The sequence below is a fragment of the uncultured Cocleimonas sp. genome (assembly GCF_947495625.1).
Lineage (GTDB): Bacteria > Pseudomonadota > Gammaproteobacteria > Thiotrichales > Thiotrichaceae > Cocleimonas.
In genome coordinates this window covers 39,456-65,232 of sequence record NZ_CANLZW010000026.1, presented here as the reverse complement: position 1 = coordinate 65,232, position 25,777 = coordinate 39,456, and the positions used below count along the sequence as shown (strand labels likewise).

The following is a 25,777-nucleotide window of genomic DNA, read 5'->3' as shown; positions in this document are numbered from 1 at the left end:
TTTTGCACTGATGAGAGATCAAGCTGAATTTCGTCCTGTTTAGGTTTTTTTATCTTGAATGTGGACATAGAATCTCGCAATTTTCCGCTGAGCAAGGCGTTATGTGTCTGCGACGCAAAACCAATAAACTGTAATTTAATAAGGATAAAGACATGAGCTTTGACTTAACTGCCAAGAGTGATGATGAGTTTTCTAAATTTGCTTCTCGGAAGAAAATAAATAAGCTTTTAAATTCCATGTCTAATGTTAAAAAGAATGGCGTTAAAAATTTTATTTACGAAGGTAAAACTGAAGAAGAATGGATGGAAATAGATGTAGAGGTAGTAAATGCTGATGGTGACAATATTGAAGATGAATCTTTGTCAAAAGAAGTAAATTGTATTAATTTCCATATGGCCAATACCTCTCAAAATCACATGATCCATTGTAGTAAAATTGCTATTTTTATGGCTGGAGAGTTAAATTGGTTAGTTTACGATGCTCAGGAAGGTGATGTTTTTTCTAGCCCTAGTCAGAAAAAAGCATGGTGGAAATTTTGGTAATTACATATAAGTTACATCATCGGAAAATCAACTCGCTCGCGCTCGTCGTTTTCCGCTGTGTAAGGCGTTATACAATAAAACCACACAAAGCCAATATTGTACGATATAATGTACAAATATTATTTTGGAGTGATAAAAATGCAAAGATTAAGACTTGATCAAGATATTCGCCCTCTCTCTGAGTTTAGAGCAGGTGTAGCAACCTTCTTTAAACAAATTCAAGAAACCAAAAGACCTTTAGTAATTACACAGCATGGTAAAGGTGTAGGTGTTCTTCTTGGTGTTGAAGAATATGAAGAGATGCAAGAAACTATTGAGCTTCTTCAAGACGTTCAAAAGTCAGTTTCTCAAATAAATGATGGAGAAGGCATAGAACATAAAAATGCTAAAAATCTTGTTCTTACTAAGCTCAGTAGTTAATGGAAATTGAGTGGTCACCGTTAGCAATAGAGAGAGTAATCGAAATAGCGGAATATATTGCCTTGGATAAACCTGATGTAGCTATGCAGTGGGCTAGTAACATATTTGATTCAACGGATAAATTGAGGGAACATCCGAGGTTAGGAAGAATTGTTCCTGAAATACAAGAAGATGATTACAGAGAATTAATTGAGGGTAATTATCGAGTGATATATTTGATTGGCATTTCCAAAATATCTGTTTTAACTGTGCGTCATGGGAAACAACTGTTGCCTACTGAAGAACTGAAATAAATAAATGTATAACAAGCGCATTAAAAAAGGAACGCCAAAAGCGGGCGTCCTTTTATGCGGGCGTTATAAGACGTTCTAAAATATGAAACTCTTAGAAGAATTCTACGATTTATCAGAAGCAGAAGAAATTGCTAATAAGTTAGAGAATAAAGGTATTTTAACTTTCATCTCTTCTAAAAGATCTCTACATCAACCAATGCGTTTAGGTGGTACACTCACGGTCGGCTTATGGATCGTATTGAATAATCAATATTCTGATGCTGTCTCATTATTAAAAGATAAAAAACATATAGTTACATCGGCTTTATCGCCTGAAGAAATTACAACTTTAAAAGAGCAATCCAAAAGTGCTACGTTTAGTACTTTTAATAATTTTATAGCTTATTCAATCTTAGTTATTTGTTTAATTTTAGGTGGTGTTTACTTTGCAGCTAAATAGTGAAATTACATATTACAAGTAGATACATCGGAAAAACCACTCGCTCACGCTTGTAAGTTTTTTTGTTCTTAAAAACGTAAATAAAATTTATGCAGAGCTAAGTACTTTTCTAATTCCTTTTATTTGTTTCGTTGAAATTGAACATAGATTTAGATTAACGTTGTTAGCTAATTGCATACATAAATAAGATATAAATGAACGATAACCAAGAAATCATTTTACGACTACGTGAGCGCATTCCGACATTCGAATGTGTGCCAGGTTGTCACGATTGTTGCGGTCCGGTAACTACTTCTTCGGAGGAAATGTCACGTCTGCCGGTTAAAACTGATGCTGAACATGAAGTTGCATTAGATAATTATAATTGCGTACATCTGGGGCCTAATGGTTGTGAGGTTTATGAGGAGCGACCTTTAATCTGCCGATTGTTTGGCACAACACAAAATATGCCTTGCCCTAATGGTCGTCGCCCTGAAGATATGGTTGACCCTGAAATTGAAAGTCTGGTTCATCACTACATCGCTAACACACGGCAGGTATTAGTCTAGGTTATCAAAACTTGTTTTATCTTTTGTAAAGTGCGTCTTAGAAATAGCAATCCATATAATCCTAAAATACTCATCTTTACTCATGGAATCTCTTCTTTTCTCAGGCATATCTATTCTATGAGTTTAAAACCGTTTTATTTAAGCGGTAAAATCTAGGTTACCTGATGTGAAATGGCTATAATCATTGTCAATTTACTCATTGGCAATTACTAACCACCTTAATTGTCAAAAGCTTTAAGCGGCCCCAATAAAACCTCGACTTCGGAAACCCTTTAATGGAAATCAACGTTAACTTTCTCGATAACCTCAGACTTGAAGCTAAGTTTGATGATTTTACTGTGATTGCAGATCAGCCTATTCGCTATAAAGGTGATGGTTCTGCTCCGGGTCCTTTTGACTATTTTCTGGTTTCTTCTGCGCTATGTGCGGCATATTTTGTGAAGTTGTATTGTGAGACTCGCGATATATCAACGGAAAACATCAAGCTATCGCAGAACAATATTGTTGATCCTGAAAACCGCTATAACCAGATTTTTAAGATTCAGGTGGAATTACCCGAAGATATTTCTGATAAGGATCGTCAGGGTATTTTGAGATCAATTGAACGCTGTTCGGTTAAACGGGTAATACAGAATAACCCGGGGTTTGAGATTGAATCGGTCGAGAACCTTGCTGAAGATGCGCAGGCGATGTTGATGGCACAGCCTGAAGGTGACGCGAATACTTTTATTTTAGGTAAAGACTTACCGCTTGAACAAACCATCTCCAATATGACGGCCATTCTGGCTGATCTAGGAATGAAAATTGAGATCGCCTCCTGGCGTAATATCGTACCGCATGTTTGGTCATTACATATTCGCGACGCAGCCTCCCCTATGTGCTTCACCAATGGCAAAGGTGCTACCAAAGAGAGTGCACTTTGTTCTGCATTGGGTGAGTTTATCGAGCGTTTGAACTGTAATTTCTTTTACAACGATCAATATTTCGGAGATGAAATAGCGAACAGCGATTTCGTCCATTACCCTAATGAGAAATGGTTTAAACCGGGACCAAACGACGAATTACCTACAGACATTCTGGATGAGTATTGCTTAGAGATTTTTAATCCTGATGGAGAGCTAAGTGGCTCCAATCTGATCGACACCAATTCTGGCAATGCTGAACGCGGTATTTGCTCTATTCCATACACGCGGCATTCTGATGGTGAAACAGTGTATTTCCCTTCAAACCTGATTGAGAACTTGTACTTAAGTAATGGCATGAGTGCGGGCAATAATCTGCCCGAGGCGCAAGTACAATGTTTATCAGAAATTTTTGAGCGTGCTGTTAAAAAACAAATCATTGAAGAAGAAATCGCCTTGCCGGATGTTCCCGAGCAGGTCTTAAACAAATACCCCAGTATTGTTGAAGGGATTCAAGCACTGGAAGCACAAGGCTTTCCTGTCGTTGTTAAAGATGCATCCTTAGGGGGACAATTCCCTGTGATGTGCGTCACCTTGATGAACCCAAGAACCGGCGGCGTATTTGCCTCTTTCGGTGCGCATCCTAGTTTTGAAGTCGCGCTAGAACGCAGCCTTACCGAATTACTACAAGGTCGCAGTTTCGAAGGCTTAAATGATTTACCACCCCCCACCTTTAACAGCCTTGCTGTGCAAGAATCTGAAAATTTTGTTGAACACTTTATCGATTCAACCGGTGTTATTTCGTGGCGTTTCTTTAGTGCGAAACATGATTATGAATTCTGCGAATGGGATTTTTCTGGCAGTAATCAGGAAGAATGCGACAGCTTGTTTGGTATTTTAGAGAGCATCGGTAAAGAATCATATATCGCAGTGTTTGATGAGCTAGGTGCAACAGCCTGCCGTATTTTAGTACCAGACTATTCCGAGGTTTATCCGGTCGAAGATTTAATCTGGGATAACACCAATAAAGCATTAGATTATCGTGAAGATATCCTGAACATTCATACCTTGAGTGAGGATGCACTAATCACGCTTAAAGAACGTCTAGAAGACAGTCAGCTCGATAACTATACCGATATAAAAACACTGATAGGTATCGAGTTTGATGAAAACACAGTCTGGGGACAATTGACAATTCTTGAACTGAAGATCCTTATTTGTCTTGCAATAAGCGACCTTGAAGAAGCTATCGAACTGGTCGGTGACTTCCTGCAATTCAACGACAATACCGTAGAACGTGGTTTATTCTATCAGGCAATTCACGCTGCGCTTGAGATTTCCTTAGACGACGAAATGGAACTTGATGATTTTATTGTCAACCTGAGAAAAATGTTCGGCGAAGAGACAATGAACAATGTTGTAGGCTCCATTACTGGTGAAATAACGTTCTACGGACTCACTAAAACCAATATGCAGCTCGAAGGTTTAGATAGACACCTGAAGTTAATTGAAAGTTACAAGAAACTTCATCAGGCTCGCGCAACTAAAGCCTTAATGTAGTTATTAAGTCTAATGCGTAGTTATGTCTAATTCGTAGCCATATTTAAATAAAAGCAATGTTCAAATAAAAGCTATGACTGATTATTAATGTTGCTACTCAACTTTTGTCTTCAGGTGTATTCAAGTCTGTAATCGCCTTGATAATGTCAGGGTGATCAAACTCTCTGCCACCCACTGCACGATAGGAAATTTCACCTTTAGGGTTGATGATAAAAGTGGTCGGTAATCCCCTAACCTGCCAGCTTTGCATAAGTGAACCATCTTTATTGAAAAGCACGGTGAATTCTGGCGATGGGTCTAGCTCTCCTAAAAAGGCGAATACTGCGTCTTCGTCTTCACCAATATCTACGGCTAATACTTCTACATTTTTATCTTTAGTAGCTTGATGCAATCGTTCTAGCGATCCCATTTCTCTTCGGCAAGGCGGACACCAGGTTGCCCAGAAATTGACAACCACGGTTTTACCTTTAAGATCTTTTAAATCGGTGGTTTCCTCATCCATATCCTGTAACTTAAGGGCGGGTGCCATTATGGATTGTTTGACCGGTGTTAGTTTGTGGGTTAAGGGTGGTTGTTCTGCGGCAATAACCGCGACAGTCATCGACAAGATAATGGATAATCCTGATACAACTTTTACTACTCGACTATTTAACACACTCAACTCCCTGTAATTTTATTGTGGCTGTTTTGCCTTCGGTATCCCATTTCACTTCAGCATCAAATTGACTCTCTGGAGGTAAACCCACCGATATCATACCCTGATTCCAATCACCTCCAGGTTCGAAAACCTGATCAATGGGAAACTGTGCCCAGCGAAATGCAATCAATGCTGAGTTCTTATCAGTAACCTTAGATAATCGCTCCAACCAATCTTCAACTGAGACTAAAGGGTGTGATTTACCCCCTTGAGATACGGTTAAATTTTTGCGCTTAAAATGCAGGCCTGAAGAAACAGTATCATTACGCAGCACAGTCATAAAGACACAGGATGAGGTATAAGGTTCGATTTGATCCAGACTAAACCCACGACTGATATAAAAAGCCTTAAGTTGATCGAGAGGAATTTGGCGCATAAGCAAGTTTGCGCCATTTGCAGATATTTCCCAGCTTTTACTTCCACTGTCTGAGTTTTTTGACACACTTTGCTTAACATCTGCATAAGCGTTTAAACTCACTAAAGATGTGATTATTGATATGACAATAAATGCGAAAACAATGGGGGCAAAGAAATTTGTGGCTTCCTAAAAAGCATAGATGGGTCATATTGATAGCGAGAATTACAACCCAGTCTACAACACTGAAATTCGCTTATGAATACACTAAAAGCGATATATGGGTCTTCTGGAACAACATCTTTGTTTAACTTGTCATATTAAGATATTCTGAAAAAACAAAACACCTCATTGTTGACATAAGTCTTATACATTTTTGAACGTTAAAACTATATTTAAGTCAAAGAATATAACTATTGAGTCATTATTAAGTTTGTTGGAGGATTAAATTATGGACAGCATAGAACTACAAGATAAGCTTCAAAAAGCTTATAAGAGCATGCTTGAGCATGTTGAAGAGTTGGTTGAAAAAGAAAAAAAACCATTAAAGGAAGCCTTCGAAGAAGCTGAAGAAAAAATCAGTGAATGGCGCGAATTAAGCCGCGAAGAAGTGGATAAAGTTAGTGACGAATTAAAAAACAATCTCAGTGAATGGGGTGATGCATCTAATCGTTTAAACGAAAGTTTAAAGGAAACCTTTGCGTTCGATAAAGCTTATCTTGTTGAGAATATCTGGAATTCATTATCAAAAGTTGCGGATAAAACCATCGTAGACTTCAATGAATTTACGGTAGACTTACAAAAGCACATGGTGACTGATGCTAGCCAATATTCTGAGCAACAACAAATCTGGTTTAACGATGCCATGCAGTGGCAAGGCGATTACGAAAAAGCGTTAAAACAACTGGATGAGTTAAGAGCGGGCGTACGTAAACAAATTACGAAGACAAATCGTTACAGTAAAAATGTGAGTAAAGAACAAAGCAATCAGGAAGAGCATGATTTACTTGCTCAAATGAATCAGGAAATCACCTCTTCAGTGGATGAGTTATATCAGAAACTAATTGGAGATAAGTCATGATTAAAGAAATCCCACTTAACGAACCCCATATCTATGCTTTTCAAATAAGTGGAAAACTGGTTGAAGAAGATTATGCCGTTTTCCGCCCAAAACTAGATCGCATTCTTAAAAAAGAGAGTCCTTTATCTTTACTGATAAAAGTTGAAGATTTTGATGGCTGGTCTGCCAAAGCAGCGTGGGAAGATTTAAAGATCGGAATGGATCACGGTGAAGATTTCCTTCGTATCGCCTTTGTCGGCGAAAGCCTCTGGGAAAAAGTAATGATCGAACTGGGCAGTTTGTTTATTCAAGCCGAAGTTCACTTTTTTCAGGATGATTCAGAAGCCATCAACTGGCTCAAAGAAGTCGATAATAAAGCCGAAGAAAATGAGTACGTTGGCTATCGACACATTTTAGTCGCGACTGATTTCTCGAAATATGCCGATTTGGCACTTAAGAAAGCACTTGAACTGGCTAAGCCTTTTTCTGCAAAAGTTTCTTTGGTTCATGCCGCTGAAACCTTGTCTGCCGAGCTTTACCCTAGTATTGGTGAATTAGCCGTACCTGTTCTAATTAATAACCCAGAGCAGGAAGAAAAACATTTAGCGCGTATAAAAAAGCAGTTGGAAGAACACATCGAAAAACTAGGTTTTTCCAATGAAAATATTGATCTGCATGTTTTATCCGGACATCGTGTTGATGAAATCGTAGAATACGCCAGTAAAAACAAAGTTGATTTAATTGTGATGGGATCTCACGGTCGCCGAGGTTTAGCGCGTCTGGTTGGCTCATCTACCAATGGTGTAATTCACCATGCACCTTGCGATGTGTTAACGGTGGTTTAAAAATTTAGTGCGATTATAGTAAGCCACCTCCCTACTTTAGCGATCTTTTTTAAAAAAAGTGCCTATAAGTAAGGGGGTGGCTTTTGTAATTAAACTGGAGGTTGCTTAGGTTTTAATTACGGTTTAGTCGTGATTTATTTCTGTTTCTTCTCGCGCATCATCACGCTAACTTCTCTTATTCTCTCAGCGGGTCTGCCTAGTTGAATAATTAAGTACTCAATTAAATCTTCAGGGTAATTTTGTTTGACTAACGCTTCTGTCATACAGCTTAACCACATATCACGTTCCAGCTCGTCGATGGCTAAATGACTATGCGCACCAGGAATACTCATTGGACCGTATTTTTTCGAGTACTCACTCTTGCCGCCCATCCAGCCAGTTAAAAACACCAACAACTTATCGGTGGTTAGATCTAAATCTTTCGGGTGCATATCACGGATTTTTTTATAATCTGGAGACTCATGCATGATTTTATAAAAATCGTAAACCAGAGCCGTTAAACCCTTCTCGCCACCAACTGCATTATAGGTTGCAGCACCTTCACCATAGTTTGCCATTTGAATTGTCTATTTAAGTTATCTGTTTTGATCGTTAAGTTCTTTTTGATCGTTAAGTGCAGAGAATTGTAAACGATAAGCAGCCAATGCATGAAATTTTCACACAAAAAAAGGCAGTCATTACGACTGCCTTTTTCACCGTCTTTAGTGAATTGAGTTAAACTTCTGTTAAATTTAAGTTAAACCTGAATTAAAACGTCAGTAAAAACAAAAGTTAAACTCAATGTTGCTAATTAAGCAGCTTGCCCTTTAGATGCTTCGTTGAGGTAACTTTCAGAAGCATTATTGGCAGGGTTACTATTAGCTGGTGCACTGTTCTCAACAACTTTATTCTCAACAACCTTGTTTTCGAGAGTACTGTTGTTTTGATTAGCGACCTTATCTTCAACCGAAAGGGTATCGCCAGCGTTACTGTTAATAGCAATCTTCTTTGGCTTCATAGCCTCTGGAATTTCACGTAACAGATGAATCGTCAACAACCCTTTATCGAGTGATGCGCCACTGACTTCTACATAATCAGCAAGGTTAAACTTACGCTCGAATGAACGGTTAGCAATACCTTGATGTAGGTAATTAGCCTTTTCATTTTTGGTTTCTTTTTTACCTTTTACGGTCAATACCCCCTTCTCAGTCTGGATGTCAATTTCCGAATCATCAAAGCCTGCTAGGGCAAGTGTGATTGCATATTGACTCTCTCCAACGACCTCGATGTTGTAAGGTGGATAACCAGCTGATTGTTCTGAACGCATTGCAGAATCAATCAAAGACCCTAAACGGTCGAAACCTACACTACTGCGGTAAAATGGGGTTAAATCTATAGTATTCATTTTTTATTCTCCTAAGAAGCAATAAATTAATTAATAAAGTTATAAGTCATAATCGGCTAGCGACTTATGTCTTACACTTACAATAGTGTGGTTCTTTAAATACTTTTCAAGAGAATTTTATACACTTATTTATCAGTAACTTAGGTGATTTCTACGATTTTTTTAACAATCTACAATCAACGAAAAAGTAGGTAAACAATGAAAATTTCGGAACAAATAAAACAAAACTCACTCGCTATCATTAGCCTGTTGGTCGCTTTTTCTGCGTTGGGATACAACACCTGGAGAAATGAGAAAAGTGAGTCTAATAGAAACATCCGTACCGCAGGTTTTGAGATAATCATGCACGTAGGTGAATTGCAGAAAATAGCCTATTTATCGCACTTCGAAAAAGATAATTATCAAGGGAGCGCTAGAGGCGGCTGGACAGAAGTATTACTGATTAAAGATTTGAGTCATTTAATGTCTGACATCACTTTAGAAAAATCAGAAAAATTAGTCACTATCTGGGGAGAAAACTGGCAAAAACTAGGTAAAGATAATGAATTCAGTGTTGCTGAAATAGATGGCGCTCTGCATAAATTACGAACGACCGTATTAGCGAATATGAAACAACTTGATTAGATGCTTAAAAAATGGCCTATAAGTTAGGGGGTGCCTTTAATATAAAATGAGGACGCTCTTAAATGAGGACGCCCTGAAGCGCCCTCACCTGAGATTTTAACAATAAGCTAAAACTATCTTCCGCCTACCGTTCCATCTCTACGGTAATCACCACCACCGACTAAAGTAGTACGATAATGATTTCTCCAGTGTCTTTTGTAGTAACCGTGTCTTCCACGATTTTTAGAAGCACCTTTAGCTGACACTTTGGCTGAAACATTATCTGTCAACGTATCTTCTGGCAACTCTTCTATTTCTACCAGTTCATCTGCTTCTTCTACTTCCTCGATCACCTCATCGTTAACGTCCTCTTCCTCTTCATCACCATAGTTATTGTGATGATGTCCGTGACCTCTAGACTTTCTTACGACCTGAATGATCGATAGTCCACTGGTTTGGGTAATGACACCCACCGAACGATCTTCCAGAGGCACACTTGGATCACTATGCCCTAATTCTTTCAGTGATAGGGCAAGTGCCTCGGCATCATAATCCAGCGTTACATCAACAATAGGTATTTCTACATCCGTTCGACCATTACGATTCATATAGTGCGGAACGTTAATCGCTTCCTGAGGATCTAGCCCAAAATCAATGATATTCATGATTGATTGTGCGGTATAACCAATAATTCTTGATCCACCAGGTGATCCAGTCACGATTTCTAATCGACCATCTTCATCAAACACGATGGTAGGTGACATGGAACTACGAGGACGTTTATTCGCTTCGACGCGATTAGCTATCGGAACACCTTCGCTATCTTCTGCGGAAAATGAGAAGTCTGTTAACTCATTATTTAATAAGAATCCATGCACCATCACGCCATTACCAAAGGAACTCTCGATAGTGGTCGTCATTGATAAGGCATTGCCCCATTGATCCACAATGGAAACATGACTGGTACCGCTATTTTTTGCGGTCACATCAGCGGCTGCTAATTCGATAACCCCGGGAGGGACACCCGGAGATGCCGTGCCCATATCCATCTCAGGATCAATCAGCGCTGCGCGTGTTGCCAGGTAATCTTTATTTAACATGCCATCCACAGGGACTTCGACGAAATCGCTGTCAGCCACATATTTTCCACGATCGGCAAAGGCTAATCTGCCTGCCTGCGTAAACAGATGGACGTTTTCAACGGCCAATGGATCTCCAGAGATATCGAAGTTCTCTAAAATACCGAGGATTTGTCCAACAGCAAGCGCACCTGAAGAAGGTGGGCCCATGCCACACACATTATGACCACGATAATCGAGGCAGACTGGCTCGCGCTCAACCACATTGTAGTTAGCAAGATCTTCAACCGTCATATCACCTGCAATGGATAAATCACCTTGTGTCGCTGCCGCAATGGCTTCAGCGATATCGCCAGAATAGAATCCATCTGCGCCTTTTTTACGCAATTTTTTGAGCGTATCGGCGTAAGGTTGATTGAACATCATGGTTCCTTCAGCTTTTGCCGTACAGTCAGCATTTGCAAAATATTCGAAAGCGGTGGGATCACGGAAATAGAGTCGATCATCACACGCAGCGTTTCGGCTTAGCAGATCTTGAACCTGTTCACTGGTTCGTCCCGTCAATGGGTAACCTTTTTGTGCCAGTTTTATCGCTGGTTTAAAGAGTTTTCGCCACGGTAAACGACCATATTTATCATGTACGTACTCCATCATTCTGGGTGTACCTGGCACACCTACGGACAAACCACTTTGCCAGGCTTCAACAAAACCTAACTCAGAAAAACGATCGCCAGTGGCTGATGCTGGTGCTTTTTCTCTGGCATCGAAGGTGGTTAACTTACCTTTTCGGGCATCGTAATAAACCACAAAAGCTCCGCCGCCCAAACCACTCGATTGTGGTTCAACTAAGCCAAGTACGCTCTGCACAGCGACCATAGCATCGGCTGCCGTTCCTCCATTCCTAAGAATTTTTTCACCTGCAGCTGTTGCTAGCGGGTTTGTGGTAACCACCATTTCTTTTTTAGTGGTAACGGCTTCAGGGAGTTCGGCGTAAACAAGGGGGGCGGAGAGTAAAGCTGAGAATAACAAGGAGTATAAAAAGAGAACAGAAAACTTAAATCTTGAACGTATCTTCATAGTGTATCCCTCACATTGAACCGAGATAGAATAATCTCGGGTAACGAAGTTAGACCACAAAATCACGATTTAGTTTATACCTATAATAATAATACTTATGGGTATTTAACGCCTAAAATTCACTAATAAATTACATAGTAGTTTTAACTTTTTGTTATCACTTAAAAACTACTCGTAAGTTGGGGGGTGTAGTTAGACGAAATTAGCCTTAATAAAAATGAAAAAAGATGTAGAAAAACGAAAATAACGCTGAATACAGCAATAAAACATCGACTAGATAAGGATCAGATAACGATAAAGTCAATTAAGCATTATCTTCCAGAACCATATCAGCAGCTTTTTCCGCAATCATAATTGCAGGAGCATTGGTATTGCCGGATACAATTTCGGGCATGATTGATGCATCAACAACACGTAATCTTGAAATGTCGTGCACTTTTAAGCGATCATCGACAACCGCCATTTCATCATGACCCATTTTACAAGTGCTGGTTGGATGGTAGATGGTCTGGCTGAATTTACGTGCGGCATCTAATAGTTCCTCGTCAGTCTGGAACTCGCGACCCGGCACATACTCATCAATAATATGGTCTTTTAAGGCAGGTGCCTCTGCAATTTTTCGTGCCACTTTTACACTATCAATAGCGATCTGAACGTCACGATCATCAGACAAATAATTGGGATGTATTTCAGGATATTTCAACGGATCTGTCGATACGATATCGATATAACCACGACTATATGGTCGTAATTGACACACTGATGAGGTGAAGGCAGAAAAATCATGAACGCCATCACCCGGCTTATCTGCACTTAACGGCTGCATGTGAAATTGAATATCAGGACGTTCAGCTTCGGGGGTCGATTTAGTAAATATGACAATCTGGCTCGCAGCTAAAGTCAATGGTCCTGTACGTTTAAAAAAGTACTCCAACCCTGCTTTGAATTGCTTGAAATAGTTATTTACTTCATCATTCAAGGTGCGCTGACTGGTTTTAAATACCAGCCTGATTTGTAAATGATCTTGAAGGTTTTTACCTACACCTGGCAAATCTTTTACGACTGGGATTTTTAATCGATCAAGTAGCGATTTCTCCCCTATTCCTGATAATTGAAGAATCTGAGGAGAACCTATCGCTCCGGCAGAAAGAATCACTTCTTTATTGGCATAAGCCTGATAAGTCTTACCTTTCTTCTGATACTCAACACCAACGGCTTGATCACCATTGAATAAAATACGGTTTGTATGACAGCGTGTTTTAACGGTGACGTTATTTCGCTTCATCGCAGGTCTTAAGAATCCACGTGCGGTACTCCAGCGAAAACCTTTATGTGCAGTTTGCTGAAAATAACCTACCCCTTCCTGATTTGCGCCGTTGTAATCCTGATTAAATTCAATTCCAATCTGTTCAGCCGCTTTGATAAAGAAATCTGCAATGGGGCGACGCAAACGTAAATCAGATACTTTTAAGGGACCACCGACACCATGGTACTCATCTGCACCACGCTCCTGATCTTCTGATTTCTTGAAATAAGGAAGTACGTCTTTGTATGACCAGCCTTTATTTCCGAGTGCTTCCCACCGATCGTAATCTTCTGCTTGCCCTCTTACATAGAGCAAACCATTCAAAGAGCTCGAACCGCCCAGTACTTTTCCTCTGGGCCATTGTAAACGGCGATTATTGATGCCTTTGTCTGGTTCCGTCATATAGCACCAGTCGGTACTGGGATTATGCATGGTTTTAAAATAACCAACGGGAACATGTATCCACGGATTAATATCAGCACCGCCGGCTTCTAAAACTAACACTTTGTTTTTAGGATCGGCTGATAATCGATTCGCCATGACGCAACCGGATGATCCTGCACCTATTACGATGTAATCATATTGATTTTTTGTTTCAGTTGAAGCTTCTACCATGGTTGAAATCCACCTATAAACCTAAATTTCTATAAATCATGTTTTCGTATCGAAACACGTGCAATATTGTAAATAATGAAACTAACAGTTCCATGAATAAAGATCAATGTAATATAATTTGAATTATATTTTGATATTTATCAAATTTTGTGTTTTTATGAAAAGTAAAACTAGCATGATTAATGAGAAATACAACTAAATGTAGATGCAATAAATCAAGCAATTATTTTATTTTATACTAGACTAATAATTACTGGATGTAAGCGCTTACAGAAGACTCTGTTATTAATATAGATTTTTAGTGTTTATTAGAAAAAGTGTTTATAAAAACTTTTCTTTAATACTTAATAAAATTTGACACGGTTATGTGTAACTACTGTCATGTCTAACCCCACATTAATTTTGCTTTCGCTAATGGGGGGCATTTATATAGGTGAAAGCAAATATACTAATGAAAATTTCATTAAATAATAAGTAACTTTTTAGGTTTGTCCATTTTCTACTAATCCACTTTTCATTAGGAATTGACCAAACATTCAAAAAGCAATGCTGAAAAATCAAAACCGGAGGAAAGGTAATATGGATAGTAAAAAAGGAGTATCTCGCCGCGACTTTATGAAAGTTGCTAGTCGTTATGGAATGAGTTCAACATTAATGGCAGCAGGAGGAATTGCAGCAACCGCTTCACTTAGCCAGTTAGCCCATGCTGCTGAAGAAACGGATAAAAAACGTTACGCCGTTGAGCCTAAGTTTAAATTAAAGTTTGGTGCTTCAGGTTTTAGTGAGGCAGCATTAGACATTCAAAAGTCTGGACAATTATTCTTCGCTCGTGACCTCGAAGAACGCACAAATGGCGCAATCAGAGTAGAGTTTATCGGCAACAATGCAATTTGTGGTCAAACTAGTTGTGTTAAGAAGTCACAACAAGGCATCGTTGATATGGTTTCTGCTTCAACACAAAACTCAGCAGGTGCAGCCCCCTATCTTAATGTTCTTGATTATGCCTATATGTTCCCTTCAAGAGCTGCGCAATTCCACTTTTTCTACAGTAATAAAAGTGAAAAATTATTCCGCCAACCATTAAGAGACAAGCATAAACTGCATTTCTTATTCACACACTGTGAGTTACGCGGCCTACAAATGGGGCTGAAATACGCTGATAAGCCAGACATTACCAGTATTGATGAATTGGCAGGTACTAAAAATCGTGTAACGGGTACTCAATTAGGTCGTATTGCCATGGACTTAATGAAACTTAATCCAGTACCAGTTGCCTGGTCTGAAACCTTAGATGCATTAAAAACGGGTCTTATTGATGGTGCTGAAACCTGGGCATCTGCAGTTGCTTACGCGGGTATGTCACCAGTAGTTTCGCAATCAGTAGATCTTAAGTTCTTCTGTGGAACAGAGTTTACCGGAATAACAGTACCTGTATTTGATAAGTTGGGATCTGACTTACAAGATGATGTGATGGAATCTGCATATACTGCTCAAATCTTTACGCAAGGTATGAATGAAGCAGGCATGTATGAAATCACTGGTGCGACTAACCCGCAAAACCCAAATAGTCTGTTTGCTAAAAACAAGACTCGTGTAATTACTTTATCTGATGAAGAATTATTGAAAGCTGAAAAAATGTGTTCACCTGAATATGTGCCTGAGCCTTGGGAGCAGTGGCGTGAGCGCTTGAATAAGTGGTCTGGCGGACATGATACCTATAAAGAAATTTATGATATCGCTCGTGAAATTCCAAAAGATACACACGCTGTTAACGTCAAGCCTAACAGATGGTGGAGAGCTTAATCTCTTAGTTTTTTATCATTGCAAATGACTAGGAGCACCTTTTTCTAAGGTGCTCCTAGTGTTTTCATTCAGTTACTTTTAAATTAAATCATCTGATTATCCATCAAAATACAGGGTTATATACATGGGAATACTCCGTTCACTTTTTAATTGGCTAGATGAAAATATAGAAAAAGTCGTCATTATCATTTCATATACAGCGATGGCAGGGATTATTTTTGTCGAAGTTATTCGTAGATTCTTTTTTAATTTACAAGCTCCATGGAGTACTACCGTACCCATTCTTTTATTCTTATGGCTGACATGGTTTGGCTGTTCTTACAACATCAAGAAACGCACACATTTGGCATTAACAGAGGTTCGCGCTCGGTTGCCTTATAAATTGCAATTTGCCGCCTTGGCATTAGACGGAATTCTGTGGATCGTTTTTGCAGGTGTGGTCATCTATTACACCATTCTTCAAGTGCATAGTTCTTACGATAACTTTGCGATTGTCGGGGGTACTAACGATGTTATGCAATGGTGGTTCTATCTTGCTACACCGCTTTCATGGACGTTGATTATCTTCCGTGTCATACAGCGATTCTTGGAAGACCTTAGAGTCTATAAAACGGGTGAGCCTTTTGTGTTACAAGGCCTCTTAAACGAGTAATAGGAGATATAAAATGACAGATGGAATGTTAATAACACTTATCTCCTTAGGAGTTACTTTTTTCTTTATTATCGGTGTGCCGATATTTTTAGTGATTGGTTTTTGGGTCGTTGGTGTGAGTTTGGTTATCGACTTCACCTTAGCAAACGTAGGCGTAACCTTATTTGAGGGCTTAAGTTTCTTTGGGCTACTCGCGCTACCCCTATTTATTATGACGGGGGACCTGATTAATGCCGCAGGTATCGCAAAGCGGCTTTCTGATTTTGCCTATTCGTGCCTGGGATTTATTCGAGGTGGCCTGGGAATGGCTGCTATCAGTGCCTGTGGTATGTTCGCTGCAATCTCTGGCTCAAACTCAGGAACTACAGCAACTATCGGCAGTATCATGCACCCCGAGATGACCAAAGGTGGCTATGACAAAACCTTTGCTGCTGCAACCATTGCAGCGGGTGGTACGGTTGGAATCATCATCCCGCCAAGCATCATATTTATTGTTTACGGATTTTTACTTAATTTACCGATTAGTGAATTGTTTATCGCTGGCATGTTGCCTGGGCTGGCTATGGTCGTCGCGATGATGTTTACCTGTTACCTGATCAGTCGCAAGAACGGTTGGGGCCATATAATTAAGTGGGAACCAAAACGCATAATGAGAACGGGGTTGAGAGCCTATCTTGGTTTTGTTGCGATCTTCATTGTTGTCTATGGTATTTATTCTGGACTATTCTCACCGACAGAAGCAGCGAGTGTAACCGTCGGTTTTAGTGTCATAGCGGGGCTATTTATTACACGAGAAATCAAATTCAAGAATTTACCCTCCATATTGATGAGGTCAGGTCATATCACAGGTATGTTGGCGCCACTCATTGCAGTATCAGTGGTTATGCAACAAATTCTTTCTTTGATAGGCGCGGGAGAGTGGATCGGTACTCTTATCACAGGTTTAGGCGATCCTACTATCATACTTCTTGCTTGTATGTTTCTGGTATTAGCGGCTGGAACAGTTTTAGAAAGTTTACCGAATACCATCATTCTTGCACCTATTTTAGCACCCATTGCCTACACCGCTGGCGTAGATCCAATACACTTCGCGGTTATCTTCCTGGTGGGTGATGCGATAGGCTTTATTACACCGCCGTATGGTTTAAATCTTTATGTTGCGAGTGGTATCACCGGCATACCTTACTTCTCAATTGTAAAGCATGTGCTTCCATATCTACTCGCTCTAACCATTGTATGGATAATTATTGCATTCTGGTCGCCACTTTCATTATTTTTATTACAGTTTGGCGGCTTAAATTAAATATATTTCATCAGCATCAGCTGAGAAATACTGGTCAGTCTCTCCACTTAAAGCGGTCGTATAATTTTCTCGACCGCTTTTCTTTTGATTATTAAAACCTGATTTTAAAGTTATTTTTAGGTCACCCCCCTACTTTAAGTGACTTTTCATTTCGTAGTTTGAAATGACTAAAGGAACTTATGCTTTGCGGAATGATATTACGTTTTTGTTTTTTAAAAACGTAAATAGAATTTATGCAGAGCTAGCCTATTTTTTTAAACAATCAAAAACATCAAAATAAAGCGTTTGTTATTACTCAGCCAATCTCTGCTAACAAACTTTTTGTCATATTCGCAGCCTGAGAAGCGTAACTCCCGCCAAATAAATTGTAATGGTTTAACACATGGTAGAGATTGTACAAATTCTTACGCGTTGAGTAATCTTTATCTAATGGATAGCAGTCATTATATGCAGAATAAAACTGCGCACTAAAACCACCAAACAATTCAGTCATGGCGATGTCTGATTCGCGGTCTCCATAATAAACGGCAGGGTCGAAGATTATCGGATTGCCACTCTCATCATGCGCTTGATTGCCTCCCCATAAATCACCATGCAATAGCGATGCTATAGGTTGATAAGTTGTGAAGAACGTTGACAAATTATCAGCTAATTTCAGCCCATCATCATAAGCATTATTTGGATAGCCTTTGTTCTTAGCCAGCACTAATTGTGGCAAAAGACGCTGGCTTTTCCAGAACTCTATCCAGGATGAATGCAGCTTATTACTTTGAGGTGTTGTGCCGATGTAATTCCCTCTATGCCAGCCAAATTTTTCTGCCTGGTATTGATGCATTTGCGCAAGCTGCTGACCCGTTTTAGCATCGGCACTTCCTGAAGATAAAGGAATATATTCCATCAACAAATAAGCACTTTGTTGAGTTTCCCCATAGCAATAAACATCGGGAACCCTAATCGATTGACTAGATTTTATTTCTTGGAGACCTTCCGCTTCAGCAATAAACATCTCTAGATATTGAGGGTGATTTTCTTTGAGTATCCAGTGATTTCCTTCTTGATCAGTGAGTTTGGAAATCTGGTTAATGCAACCTCCTCCCACGGATTCTGAAGTTTTAAAGCAGAGATCTTTATCAAGGGTTAAGCTGAGTTGCTGAGTTATTTCTAAAAAGTGTAATGTATTAATCGATATCTTCATTGAGGTGAGGATACCATGATTAAAAAAGTGCCTTAAAGTACGGGGGTGTCTTTAAACTAAAATTAAATCAGTAAACGGGGTAATTCACTCTAAATACTGATGCATTAACGCTGGCTTGGCACAATGCACTTGCGACATGACTTGTTCTAATTCATCTTTAAGTAGATCAATCGTGTGGCCTGCGCCCTGCTCTCCATGTGCTGCAACACCGTACAAGAAAGCTCTACCAGCGAATACCGTTTCAGCACCTAACGCCAAATATCTGGCGATATCTACGCCTGTTTCTACACCGCTGTCTGCCATTACGGTTAGGTCTGCTCCGACGGCATCAATGATTTCTTCTAATGTTTCTGCGGGTGGTAAAGATGCATCGAGTTGACGTCCGCCGTGGTTCGATACGATAATGCCATCTGCGCCAATTTCTTTAACGGTTATTGCATCATCGACATGACTGATGCCTTTGACTATTAAATTGCCCTGCCACTTTTCTCTGAGTATTTTCAAGGTGTTTTCATCAACAACATCTCGAAGTGTTACGCGGATAAAAGTAGCAATATCTTCAATGTTTGTGGCGTCTTTAATATAAGGGCGAAGCGTGGCGAACTGAGGCAAACCCGCACGTACTGTAGCTAATGACCAAAAAGGACGTATGGTACTTTCAAAAACACTTTTTATTGTAATTTTGGGCGGTACTGCTAAACCACTTTTTATCGCACTGATTCGTCGACTAGGTGTGGGCACATCAACGGTTACCATTAAATTTTGGCAGCCCACTTTACGTAATCTGTCCAGCATATCATCGAGTATTTCTTCATCTGCTGGTGGGTATAATTGAAACCAGAAATTATCTTCCGCGTTCTTGGCGGCATCTTCAATAGAAATAGTAGAAACCGTACTGAGTACGAAAGGAATATTAGATTTTAGCGCTGCACGAGCGTGCATCGCGGACGCATCTGGCCAGACTAAACCTGACAAACCTAAAGGCGCTATGCCAAAAGGTGCAGAATATTTTTTGCCAAATAAGGTCGTGCTTAATTCTGGTGTTTGGTATTTCTGTAAGTACTCTGGCCTTAGAAAAATATCATCTAATGCTGTTCTGTTATTTTTTAAGGCTAACTCACTGTTGCAACCACCTTCGATATAATCAAAGGCAAACTTTGGAATCCGGCGCTTCGCTCTTTTTTTAAGATCGGCAATACAGGCTGATTTTCTAATTAATGCTTGTGCCATTTTGTTTGCGGTAAACCTCTTTGCTTACTTTACTAATCTTAAGTATTTAGCATCAAAAGTACTCAGCATCAAAAATGCTAAGTACTAAATTGTTATGCCCTAGATAATATAATAGTCACCCCCCTACTTTTATGAGGTTTTTTATTTAACCTTTCTGGGGTTTCCTATTAACGAATAGATTTCATAAAGCGATCTTTTATTTCAACGGCTCTCATTGGAATTTCTCCGCCTACTTTATCATTACCTGCATTGATCATGTAATGAAGGAAACGTGTTTTCTGTTTCATTGCTTCTGCAAGTTCATCTGCATTATCCGTCATCACGCTTGATTCAATACCCATCGATCGAACCACTGCGGATAAGTTATAACCTTGCGAACTCAATGTAGGCTGGTTTCCGGTTGATCCCCAGCTACCATTATCCAAACAGATAACAGTTAGATTAGAAGGATTATATGCCACTAAATCAAATAGTTGATTCGGATTAAAGAAGAACGAACCATCACCATCAATCACATACACATGGCGACCTTCGATTGATTTTGCTAGACCGATACCTACTTCTGTAGCAGAACCTAAAGCACCCAACATATAGAAATTTGTGTCTCTATCCTTGGTGTTGTAAACCTCTTTTGAAGGGAAACCGATTTGAGACAAAACGATATCATTGTCATCAACGACTTCCATGATTTGCTCTATCGCACCAATACGGTTTACCGAAGGTGATCCGTCATACCCTGGTGCTTCTGCTTTAATTACATTGATTTTCGGCTCACCAAACTGGTGATAATCCGGCAAGTTTTCTTCCCAAAGCTCAGGAGACAGTAAATATACTTTTACCTTTTTCTCAGTAAAACACGCAGCAACATCATCTTCTAACCCGACAAGATCATCTGCAGTTGCGATGATTTTGTATTCAACATCGATTGCAGTGAGTAAGTCTTCTACTTTATCACCAAAGATAATCTGTGCTTCGATAGGCTCTTTATAATGACCACGCCATGAGACGAAAATTGGTAAAGCCGTTTGATAAAGCTTTTGCATGGTATATAGGTCAGTAACTAAATTACCTAAACCGGTATTTTGGATCATCATTGCTGTTCGCTTATCCGCCAAGCTTCGCCCAAAACATAACCCCAAACCCGCTGATTCTTTGGTGATATCCCAAATATCAAACTCATCCGGCTTGTACTTCATAACATTATTTAATTTATTACACGGTAAATAAGCAACGGTATCAACAGAGTTATGAGATAAAGCTGCCCATATTTTTTGAGGGTTATTCATAGTAAATCCTTAATCATTTTCTTCTTAAACAAGGTAGTTCTAATTTCGCGATCTTAATGTATCCGATCACTAATTAATGAGATGGTCAGGTTGCAGTACGATTTTGGCTGCAGCGACTCGCCCGTTATGTAAATCATCAAATGCTTGTCCGCCTGCAGACATCGGACGCACATCTATCCAGTTTAAATTTCCTAGTCTTTCTTGATAAAGCATGTCGATTGACGCTTTCATATCAGCCGTTGTGTAACAGTAATTACCTAGCACCGTGACTTCTTGAAGTGTGATTTTGCGGCTATCGAATCCACCTTCACTGTCTTGTAATCCGACGTGTGAAATGATGCCACCTGGTCTTACGGCTTCGCATGACACTTTACGCGTGATGCCTGAACCTACGCAGTCTAAAACAACATCGTAGTCACCTAGGTGCGGTGGTTGATCTTTGATCGGGTCATACGTTGTCGCGCAATGTTGCTCGTCGATGCTCGCGCGTCTTAATGCATTGGTTTCGCCAAGGTCTATTTGTGACGCGCCTTTTGCTTTTAGCACTAGTGCCGCTAATAAACCGATAGCGCCGCCGCCTAAAACCAGACATCTCATTTCTGATAGCGGTCGATAGGCAATTCTTTCAACTAATGCAATTGCATGCAGTGCCGTAGCTGTGGGCTCGGTGATAGAGGCACTAATTGGATTCATATCATCAGGGATTTCCAATAAGTTGCGCTCTTCAATCGCTACTTGATCAGCAAACGCACCTTGAAGATACATGCCGATCAATTCACGTTTGGTACATAGATTACTGCGACCACTTAAACAATCGTGACAAACACCACAAGTCATTAATGGATTGATCACCATGCGCTTACCTGCGTGTTTACCATCAATAACTGTGCCACAGACTTCATGACCTAAAATCAATGGTGGAACGCGACGTTCATCGTGCCCATGATACGCATGCATATCAGAACCACAGATAGCCGCGGCTGATACGTCCATCACAACATCACCCACTCTTGGGCTTGGTTGCGGCTCATCTCGATAAGTTATTTCTTGAGTGTCTGTGTAAACCAGTGCTTTCATCTTATCCTCCTATTACCCTGCTAGAGAAGAAACAGGTTTTAAATATATTCAAATAGTCACCCCCCTACTTTTAGCCTGTTTTTTAAAAGACTTATTTTAGAAGGTTATTTAGAACTAACCATTAAAAGCGATCTACTTAGCGGTAAATCCACCATCAATATAGAGCGTTTGTCCCGTTACATAATCAGAAGCGTGACTCGCTAAAAACACACAAGGACCATCTAGATCTTCGAGATTGCCATTGCGGCCAATTGCGGTTTGTTGTGCCAGTTTTTCTGCAAGCTCAGACTGTTCAAAAACCGGAGCCGTCAATTCAGTAGGAAAGAAACCAGGAGCAATCGCATTACACCCTATTCCATCTTTTGACCAGGCCTCGGCCATCGCACGCGTTAACTGACAAATACCGCCTTTCGATGCGCCGTAAGCGATTCCATTCGCAAATGCTCGCTCAGATTGCAGTGAGGCGACATTGATAATCTTGCCCCAACCACGCTCTCGCATATTAGGGACTAACTTTTGCGCCAACATAAAAGGTACTTTTAAATTCAATGTGAGCGTTTGATCCCAGCTTTCTGAGGTTACATCATCTGCATGCTGACGCAGGTTTACACCAGCGGTATTACACAAGATATCGACGCGCCCGAAAAAATTTAGACTTGCACCAACGATAATATCCCACTGGCCTTCATCAGATAGATCTGCCGCTAAATACTCAGCTTTTGCTCCACTATCTTGAATTTCTTTGGCTAATTCTTTGAGACGATCTTCACGACGGCCAATTAAAACCACACTGGCACCCGCAGCGGTTAAAGCGCGGGCTTGCTGTGCTCCGATTCCAGAAGTAGCACCCGTTATGAGCGCTACCTTACCGCTAAGATCAAGCTTCAACGCCATGTCCTGGAATCTCTAGTAGGAATTCTTCATCTGGGAAGTATTTAGCGAGACGATCATCACCTGAACGTGCATGACCTTCCATACCTTCAAGACGTGAGATTCTTGCCGCTGCTGCACCTACTTCTCGATTTGCTTCGCGAGTCATACGTTGTGTTGTTACTGTTTTAACGAATTTACTGGCAGATAATCCGCCGGTGTAACGGCCCGCGCCTTTAGTAGGTAGGATATGATTGGTACCAGAACACTTATCTCCGTAGGTAACCGTCGTTTCCTCACCAACAAATAGTGAACCGTAGTTACGAAGGCGCTGCACCCACCAGTCTAGATTTTCAGCCTGAACTTCTAAATGCTCAGCTGCGTACTGATCACTGATTACTGCCATTTCTTCATCAGTATCACAAAGAATAACTTCACCATAATCTCTCCACGCTGCTGTGGCTGCATTACGCGCAGTTTCTGGTAATTTAGCGATAACGCCTGGCATCATCTCGATCACTTTATCTGCTAGCGCTTTGTCTGTTGTGAATAACCATGCTGGTGAATCAAATCCATGTTCAGCCTGACCGGCAAGATCAGAACACACGAGAACCGGGTCTGCCGTATGATCAGCGATGATGGCGATTTCCGTTGGACCTGCAAATAAATCAATACCTACTCTGCCGTATAACATACGTTTTGCTTCAGCAACAAAGCGGTTACCAGGACCAACCAGAATATCAGCTGGCTTACCCGTGTATAAACCAAACGCCATAGCGGCAATACCTTGAACACCACCAAGTGCGAGGATTGTGTCTGCGCCACAGTAGTTAGCGGTGTATAAAATGGCATCATTAATACCATGACCAGGTTTAGGGGGCGAACATGCAATAACGTGATCAACACCCGCAGCTTTAGCGGTACCCACAGACATAATCGCCGATGCAACATGCGCATAACGTCCACCAGGAACATAACAACCTGCCACTTGCATTGGTATTTGGCGTTGACCTGCCCATAAGCCCGGAGACAATTCTGTTTCAAAATCGATAAGTGCTTCGCGTTGCTTGACAGCAAAACCATAAACACGATCGTAAGCGAATTTTATATCATCTTTAACTTGTTGAGATAAGCGACCTTCAGCAGCTTCGATTTCTTCAGCTGTAACGACGATATTTCCTTCATAACCATCAAGCTGTTTTGCATACTCAGCACAGCGCTCTTCGCCACCTGCTTCAATCTCTTTAAGCATTTTTGAAACGATTTCACGTGTATCGTCTTCTAATGTTGTCGCGTTCATTTCCGCTTTTTTGATATAGGTAACAGCCATGTGTGTTCTCCAGAATAATTTAATGTAAGCGCTTACATATTAGTAACGATATTGATTTTTGTCAAACCAATAGCTGAAATAAATGCCTTATTTTAAGAAATAAATCTGAGCAAAATCATGGATAAAACTTAAACTACTGAAAACAGTTAATTTTTATACTTTCTGCTAAACTTTAGCCCTCTATGCAGAAAAAAAAACCAACACTTCAGGATGTCGCCACTCAAGCTAAGGTATCAACGGCTACGGTTTCCCGTTGTCTAAATAATCCAGATATGGTGCGTGTAGAGGTTCAGGAAAAAATCAATCGAGCCATTGAAAACTTGGGTTATGTACCCGATGGTGCCGCCAGAGCGCTTGCTTCACGTCGCACCCAAACGTTAGGGGTGATAGTCCCCACTATCGATAACAGCATTTTCTCGAAAGCCCTGCAATACTTACAAAATGGGATAACCAAAGCCAATTACACCCTCCTTTTAGCAAACAATGATTTTTCTCAGGAAGTGGAATTACGGGAAGTACAATCATTACTATCCAGAGGCATTGATGGTCTGGTGATGGTCGGTGCCAAACATCATCCCGAAATTTACAAAGCTATAAAGCGCTATCAAATCCCCGTTGTTAACCTGTGGATTTATGATCCAGAATCTGAATACAGCTGTATCGGTTTTGATCACATAAAAGCCGGTAATCAAATCGCCAAACATTTGATAGATTTAGGACATAAGAATTTTGGCGTTATCTCTGGTATTCGTGAAAACAATGATCGCGCCGATGAGAGATTTAGAGGACTTGAACAACAAATAGAAAATGCGGGATTCACACTGGATGAAGATCATATCGTAGAGTGTCACTATACCGTCGAAAATGGCAGTAAATCAGTACACACGCTACTCGATAAAAATCCAGATATAACCGCGATAATCTGTGGTAACGATATTCTTGCAATAGGTGCCATACATGGCGCCCAGGAAAGAGGTTTAAAAGTACCTGAAGACTTATCCATTACAGGCTTTGATAATATTGAAATTCTACCGTTCTTAAAGCCCTCAATAACCACAATAAACTCGCCATCGAGACGCATGGGAGAAAAAGCTGCCGACTACATCTTGCAGCAAATAAAAGATAAAACCAATAATGTAGAACGTATCGAACTGGAAGCAGAATTAATCGTCAGAGAGACTACTGGGCCAGCTCCACAAATCTGATCATTGCTAAAAAGATAAAGTCCCCCCCGTACTTTGAATGATATTACGTTTTTGTTTTTAAAAACGTAAATAGAATTTATGCAGAGCTAGGCACTTTTTTA

At 40.2% G+C, this 25,777-nt stretch carries 25 protein-coding genes; 13 read left to right on the top strand and 12 right to left on the bottom strand.

Going from position 1 to position 25,777, the window contains the following annotated elements:
• The first annotated feature begins 152 nt into the window (after window positions 1-152).
• The 6 genes from Q1A31_RS14685 (at window position 153) to Q1A31_RS14660 (ending at window position 4,704) form a co-directional block, all read left to right on the top strand.
• Entirely contained in the window at window positions 153-542 is a 390-nt protein-coding gene (locus Q1A31_RS14685; protein ID WP_299878234.1) for a hypothetical protein, read from the top strand.
• A 138-nt stretch (window positions 543-680) separates the two neighbouring features.
• Window positions 681-962 carry a type II toxin-antitoxin system Phd/YefM family antitoxin gene (locus Q1A31_RS14680; RefSeq protein ID WP_299878231.1) on the top strand — a complete coding sequence of 94 codons (282 nt, stop codon included), beginning with the start codon at window positions 681-683 and terminating at the stop codon, window positions 960-962.
• A complete protein-coding gene (locus tag Q1A31_RS14675) occupies window positions 962-1,255 on the top strand; it encodes a type II toxin-antitoxin system RelE/ParE family toxin (RefSeq protein ID WP_299878228.1) in 294 nt (97 codons plus the stop codon). Before Q1A31_RS14680 ends, Q1A31_RS14675 begins: the two co-directional genes overlap by 1 nt.
• A gap of 82 nt (window positions 1,256-1,337) precedes the next feature.
• Window positions 1,338-1,694 carry a hypothetical protein gene (locus tag Q1A31_RS14670; RefSeq protein WP_299878225.1) on the top strand — a complete coding sequence of 119 codons (357 nt, stop codon included), beginning with the start codon at window positions 1,338-1,340 and terminating at the stop codon, window positions 1,692-1,694.
• A gap of 194 nt (window positions 1,695-1,888) precedes the next feature.
• On the top strand, window positions 1,889-2,242 hold the full coding sequence (locus tag Q1A31_RS14665; RefSeq protein ID WP_299878223.1) for a YkgJ family cysteine cluster protein: 354 nt from the start codon (window positions 1,889-1,891) through the stop codon (window positions 2,240-2,242).
• Window positions 2,243-2,517: 275 nt separating this feature from the next.
• The gene (locus Q1A31_RS14660; RefSeq protein WP_299878220.1) at window positions 2,518-4,704 is read left to right on the top strand and encodes an OsmC domain/YcaO domain-containing protein; all 2,187 of its coding nucleotides are present in this window, start codon (window positions 2,518-2,520) and stop codon (window positions 4,702-4,704) included.
• A gap of 97 nt (window positions 4,705-4,801) precedes the next feature.
• Here Q1A31_RS14660 and Q1A31_RS14655 read toward each other — a convergent pair whose 3' ends face one another.
• Window positions 4,802-5,359 (bottom strand): TlpA family protein disulfide reductase, encoded by a 558-nt coding sequence (locus Q1A31_RS14655; protein WP_299878217.1) that lies wholly within the window; start codon window positions 5,357-5,359, stop codon window positions 4,802-4,804.
• Window positions 5,349-5,843, bottom strand: a complete 495-nt coding sequence (locus Q1A31_RS14650) for a hypothetical protein (protein ID WP_299878214.1) — start codon at window positions 5,841-5,843, stop codon at window positions 5,349-5,351. Before Q1A31_RS14650 ends, Q1A31_RS14655 begins: the two co-directional genes overlap by 11 nt.
• Before the next feature lie 364 nt (window positions 5,844-6,207).
• On the opposite strand from Q1A31_RS14650, the gene Q1A31_RS14645 reads away from it, so the two are divergent.
• Both Q1A31_RS14645 and Q1A31_RS14640 read left to right on the top strand, forming a co-directional pair.
• Complete coding sequence (locus tag Q1A31_RS14645) at window positions 6,208-6,837, top strand: hypothetical protein (protein WP_299878211.1); 630 nt, start codon at window positions 6,208-6,210, stop codon at window positions 6,835-6,837.
• Window positions 6,834-7,661 carry a universal stress protein gene (locus tag Q1A31_RS14640; protein ID WP_299878208.1) on the top strand — a complete coding sequence of 276 codons (828 nt, stop codon included), beginning with the start codon at window positions 6,834-6,836 and terminating at the stop codon, window positions 7,659-7,661. The genes Q1A31_RS14645 and Q1A31_RS14640 overlap by 4 nt, the downstream gene beginning before the upstream one ends.
• 134 nt (window positions 7,662-7,795) lie before the next feature.
• Here Q1A31_RS14640 and Q1A31_RS14635 read toward each other — a convergent pair whose 3' ends face one another.
• Together Q1A31_RS14635 and Q1A31_RS14630 are read right to left on the bottom strand one after the other, a co-directional pair.
• Window positions 7,796-8,218, bottom strand: coding sequence for a group II truncated hemoglobin (locus Q1A31_RS14635; RefSeq protein WP_299878205.1), 423 nt, complete (start codon window positions 8,216-8,218; stop codon window positions 7,796-7,798).
• 233 nt (window positions 8,219-8,451) lie between these two features.
• Window positions 8,452-9,045, bottom strand: a complete 594-nt coding sequence (locus tag Q1A31_RS14630; RefSeq protein ID WP_366943032.1) for an Hsp20 family protein — start codon at window positions 9,043-9,045, stop codon at window positions 8,452-8,454.
• Between the two features lie 198 nt (window positions 9,046-9,243).
• On the opposite strand from Q1A31_RS14630, the gene Q1A31_RS14625 reads away from it, so the two are divergent.
• Window positions 9,244-9,669 (top strand): hypothetical protein, encoded by a 426-nt coding sequence (locus tag Q1A31_RS14625; protein ID WP_299878202.1) that lies wholly within the window; start codon window positions 9,244-9,246, stop codon window positions 9,667-9,669.
• A 113-nt stretch (window positions 9,670-9,782) separates the two neighbouring features.
• On the opposite strand, the gene ggt is transcribed toward Q1A31_RS14625, so the two are convergent.
• Both ggt and Q1A31_RS14615 read right to left on the bottom strand, forming a co-directional pair.
• Entirely contained in the window at window positions 9,783-11,804 is a 2,022-nt protein-coding gene (gene ggt, locus Q1A31_RS14620; RefSeq protein ID WP_299878199.1) for a gamma-glutamyltransferase, read from the bottom strand.
• 304 nt (window positions 11,805-12,108) lie between these two features.
• Window positions 12,109-13,725 carry a GMC family oxidoreductase gene (locus tag Q1A31_RS14615; protein WP_299878196.1) on the bottom strand — a complete coding sequence of 539 codons (1,617 nt, stop codon included), beginning with the start codon at window positions 13,723-13,725 and terminating at the stop codon, window positions 12,109-12,111.
• A 579-nt stretch (window positions 13,726-14,304) separates the two neighbouring features.
• Between Q1A31_RS14615 and Q1A31_RS14610 the strand changes: the two genes are divergently transcribed.
• The 3 genes from Q1A31_RS14610 (at window position 14,305) to Q1A31_RS14600 (ending at window position 17,483) form a co-directional block, all read left to right on the top strand.
• Window positions 14,305-15,528, top strand: a complete 1,224-nt coding sequence (locus Q1A31_RS14610; protein ID WP_299878193.1) for a TRAP transporter substrate-binding protein — start codon at window positions 14,305-14,307, stop codon at window positions 15,526-15,528.
• A gap of 124 nt (window positions 15,529-15,652) precedes the next feature.
• On the top strand, window positions 15,653-16,180 hold the full coding sequence (locus Q1A31_RS14605; RefSeq protein ID WP_299878190.1) for a TRAP transporter small permease: 528 nt from the start codon (window positions 15,653-15,655) through the stop codon (window positions 16,178-16,180).
• A gap of 13 nt (window positions 16,181-16,193) precedes the next feature.
• The gene (locus Q1A31_RS14600; protein ID WP_299878187.1) at window positions 16,194-17,483 is read left to right on the top strand and encodes a TRAP transporter large permease; all 1,290 of its coding nucleotides are present in this window, start codon (window positions 16,194-16,196) and stop codon (window positions 17,481-17,483) included.
• Between the two features lie 295 nt (window positions 17,484-17,778).
• Here Q1A31_RS14600 and Q1A31_RS14595 read toward each other — a convergent pair whose 3' ends face one another.
• From Q1A31_RS14595 to hisD, 6 genes are all read right to left on the bottom strand, one after another.
• Entirely contained in the window at window positions 17,779-18,678 is a 900-nt protein-coding gene (locus Q1A31_RS14595; RefSeq protein WP_299878184.1) for a fructosamine kinase family protein, read from the bottom strand.
• Window positions 18,679-18,762: 84 nt separating this feature from the next.
• Window positions 18,763-19,908 carry an alpha-hydroxy acid oxidase gene (locus Q1A31_RS14590; RefSeq protein WP_299878181.1) on the bottom strand — a complete coding sequence of 382 codons (1,146 nt, stop codon included), beginning with the start codon at window positions 19,906-19,908 and terminating at the stop codon, window positions 18,763-18,765.
• A gap of 167 nt (window positions 19,909-20,075) precedes the next feature.
• On the bottom strand, window positions 20,076-21,194 hold the full coding sequence (locus Q1A31_RS14585; RefSeq protein ID WP_299878178.1) for a thiamine pyrophosphate-dependent enzyme: 1,119 nt from the start codon (window positions 21,192-21,194) through the stop codon (window positions 20,076-20,078).
• A 69-nt stretch (window positions 21,195-21,263) separates the two neighbouring features.
• Complete coding sequence (locus Q1A31_RS14580; protein WP_299878174.1) at window positions 21,264-22,271, bottom strand: alcohol dehydrogenase catalytic domain-containing protein; 1,008 nt, start codon at window positions 22,269-22,271, stop codon at window positions 21,264-21,266.
• A 132-nt stretch (window positions 22,272-22,403) separates the two neighbouring features.
• The gene (locus Q1A31_RS14575) at window positions 22,404-23,165 is read right to left on the bottom strand and encodes an SDR family NAD(P)-dependent oxidoreductase (protein WP_299878171.1); all 762 of its coding nucleotides are present in this window, start codon (window positions 23,163-23,165) and stop codon (window positions 22,404-22,406) included.
• Window positions 23,149-24,471 carry a histidinol dehydrogenase gene (gene hisD / locus Q1A31_RS14570; RefSeq protein WP_299878168.1) on the bottom strand — a complete coding sequence of 441 codons (1,323 nt, stop codon included), beginning with the start codon at window positions 24,469-24,471 and terminating at the stop codon, window positions 23,149-23,151. Before hisD ends, Q1A31_RS14575 begins: the two co-directional genes overlap by 17 nt.
• A gap of 182 nt (window positions 24,472-24,653) precedes the next feature.
• Here hisD and Q1A31_RS14565 point away from each other — a divergent pair, with 182 nt between their 5' ends.
• Entirely contained in the window at window positions 24,654-25,676 is a 1,023-nt protein-coding gene (locus tag Q1A31_RS14565; RefSeq protein ID WP_299878165.1) for a LacI family DNA-binding transcriptional regulator, read from the top strand.
• Window positions 25,677-25,777: the final 101 nt, after the last annotated feature.

What these genes read in the sequence shown, in the direction of transcription:
- Q1A31_RS14565 (WP_299878165.1), top strand. Translation starts at nt 24,654, where the DNA reads ATGCAGAAAAAAAAACCAACACTTCAGGATGTCGCCACTCAAGCTAAG.
- Q1A31_RS14595 (WP_299878184.1), bottom strand. Translation starts at nt 18,678, where the DNA reads ATGAAGATATCGATTAATACATTACACTTTTTAGAAATAACTCAGCAA.
- Q1A31_RS14580 (WP_299878174.1), bottom strand. Translation starts at nt 22,271, where the DNA reads ATGAAAGCACTGGTTTACACAGACACTCAAGAAATAACTTATCGAGAT.
- Q1A31_RS14685 (WP_299878234.1), top strand. Translation starts at nt 153, where the DNA reads ATGAGCTTTGACTTAACTGCCAAGAGTGATGATGAGTTTTCTAAATTT.
- Q1A31_RS14635 (WP_299878205.1), bottom strand. Translation starts at nt 8,218, where the DNA reads ATGGCAAACTATGGTGAAGGTGCTGCAACCTATAATGCAGTTGGTGGC.
- Q1A31_RS14625 (WP_299878202.1), top strand. Translation starts at nt 9,244, where the DNA reads ATGAAAATTTCGGAACAAATAAAACAAAACTCACTCGCTATCATTAGC.
- hisD (WP_299878168.1), bottom strand. Translation starts at nt 24,471, where the DNA reads ATGGCTGTTACCTATATCAAAAAAGCGGAAATGAACGCGACAACATTA.
- Q1A31_RS14675 (WP_299878228.1), top strand. Translation starts at nt 962, where the DNA reads ATGGAAATTGAGTGGTCACCGTTAGCAATAGAGAGAGTAATCGAAATA.
- Q1A31_RS14640 (WP_299878208.1), top strand. Translation starts at nt 6,834, where the DNA reads ATGATTAAAGAAATCCCACTTAACGAACCCCATATCTATGCTTTTCAA.
- Q1A31_RS14615 (WP_299878196.1), bottom strand. Translation starts at nt 13,725, where the DNA reads ATGGTAGAAGCTTCAACTGAAACAAAAAATCAATATGATTACATCGTA.
- Q1A31_RS14585 (WP_299878178.1), bottom strand. Translation starts at nt 21,194, where the DNA reads ATGAATAACCCTCAAAAAATATGGGCAGCTTTATCTCATAACTCTGTT.
- Q1A31_RS14575 (WP_299878171.1), bottom strand. Translation starts at nt 23,165, where the DNA reads ATGGCGTTGAAGCTTGATCTTAGCGGTAAGGTAGCGCTCATAACGGGT.
- Q1A31_RS14665 (WP_299878223.1), top strand. Translation starts at nt 1,889, where the DNA reads ATGAACGATAACCAAGAAATCATTTTACGACTACGTGAGCGCATTCCG.
- Q1A31_RS14660 (WP_299878220.1), top strand. Translation starts at nt 2,518, where the DNA reads ATGGAAATCAACGTTAACTTTCTCGATAACCTCAGACTTGAAGCTAAG.
- Q1A31_RS14600 (WP_299878187.1), top strand. Translation starts at nt 16,194, where the DNA reads ATGACAGATGGAATGTTAATAACACTTATCTCCTTAGGAGTTACTTTT.
- Q1A31_RS14590 (WP_299878181.1), bottom strand. Translation starts at nt 19,908, where the DNA reads ATGGCACAAGCATTAATTAGAAAATCAGCCTGTATTGCCGATCTTAAA.
- Q1A31_RS14670 (WP_299878225.1), top strand. Translation starts at nt 1,338, where the DNA reads ATGAAACTCTTAGAAGAATTCTACGATTTATCAGAAGCAGAAGAAATT.
- Q1A31_RS14680 (WP_299878231.1), top strand. Translation starts at nt 681, where the DNA reads ATGCAAAGATTAAGACTTGATCAAGATATTCGCCCTCTCTCTGAGTTT.
- Q1A31_RS14630 (WP_366943032.1), bottom strand. Translation starts at nt 9,045, where the DNA reads ATGAATACTATAGATTTAACCCCATTTTACCGCAGTAGTGTAGGTTTC.
- Q1A31_RS14605 (WP_299878190.1), top strand. Translation starts at nt 15,653, where the DNA reads ATGGGAATACTCCGTTCACTTTTTAATTGGCTAGATGAAAATATAGAA.
- Q1A31_RS14610 (WP_299878193.1), top strand. Translation starts at nt 14,305, where the DNA reads ATGGATAGTAAAAAAGGAGTATCTCGCCGCGACTTTATGAAAGTTGCT.
- Q1A31_RS14645 (WP_299878211.1), top strand. Translation starts at nt 6,208, where the DNA reads ATGGACAGCATAGAACTACAAGATAAGCTTCAAAAAGCTTATAAGAGC.
- ggt (WP_299878199.1), bottom strand. Translation starts at nt 11,804, where the DNA reads ATGAAGATACGTTCAAGATTTAAGTTTTCTGTTCTCTTTTTATACTCC.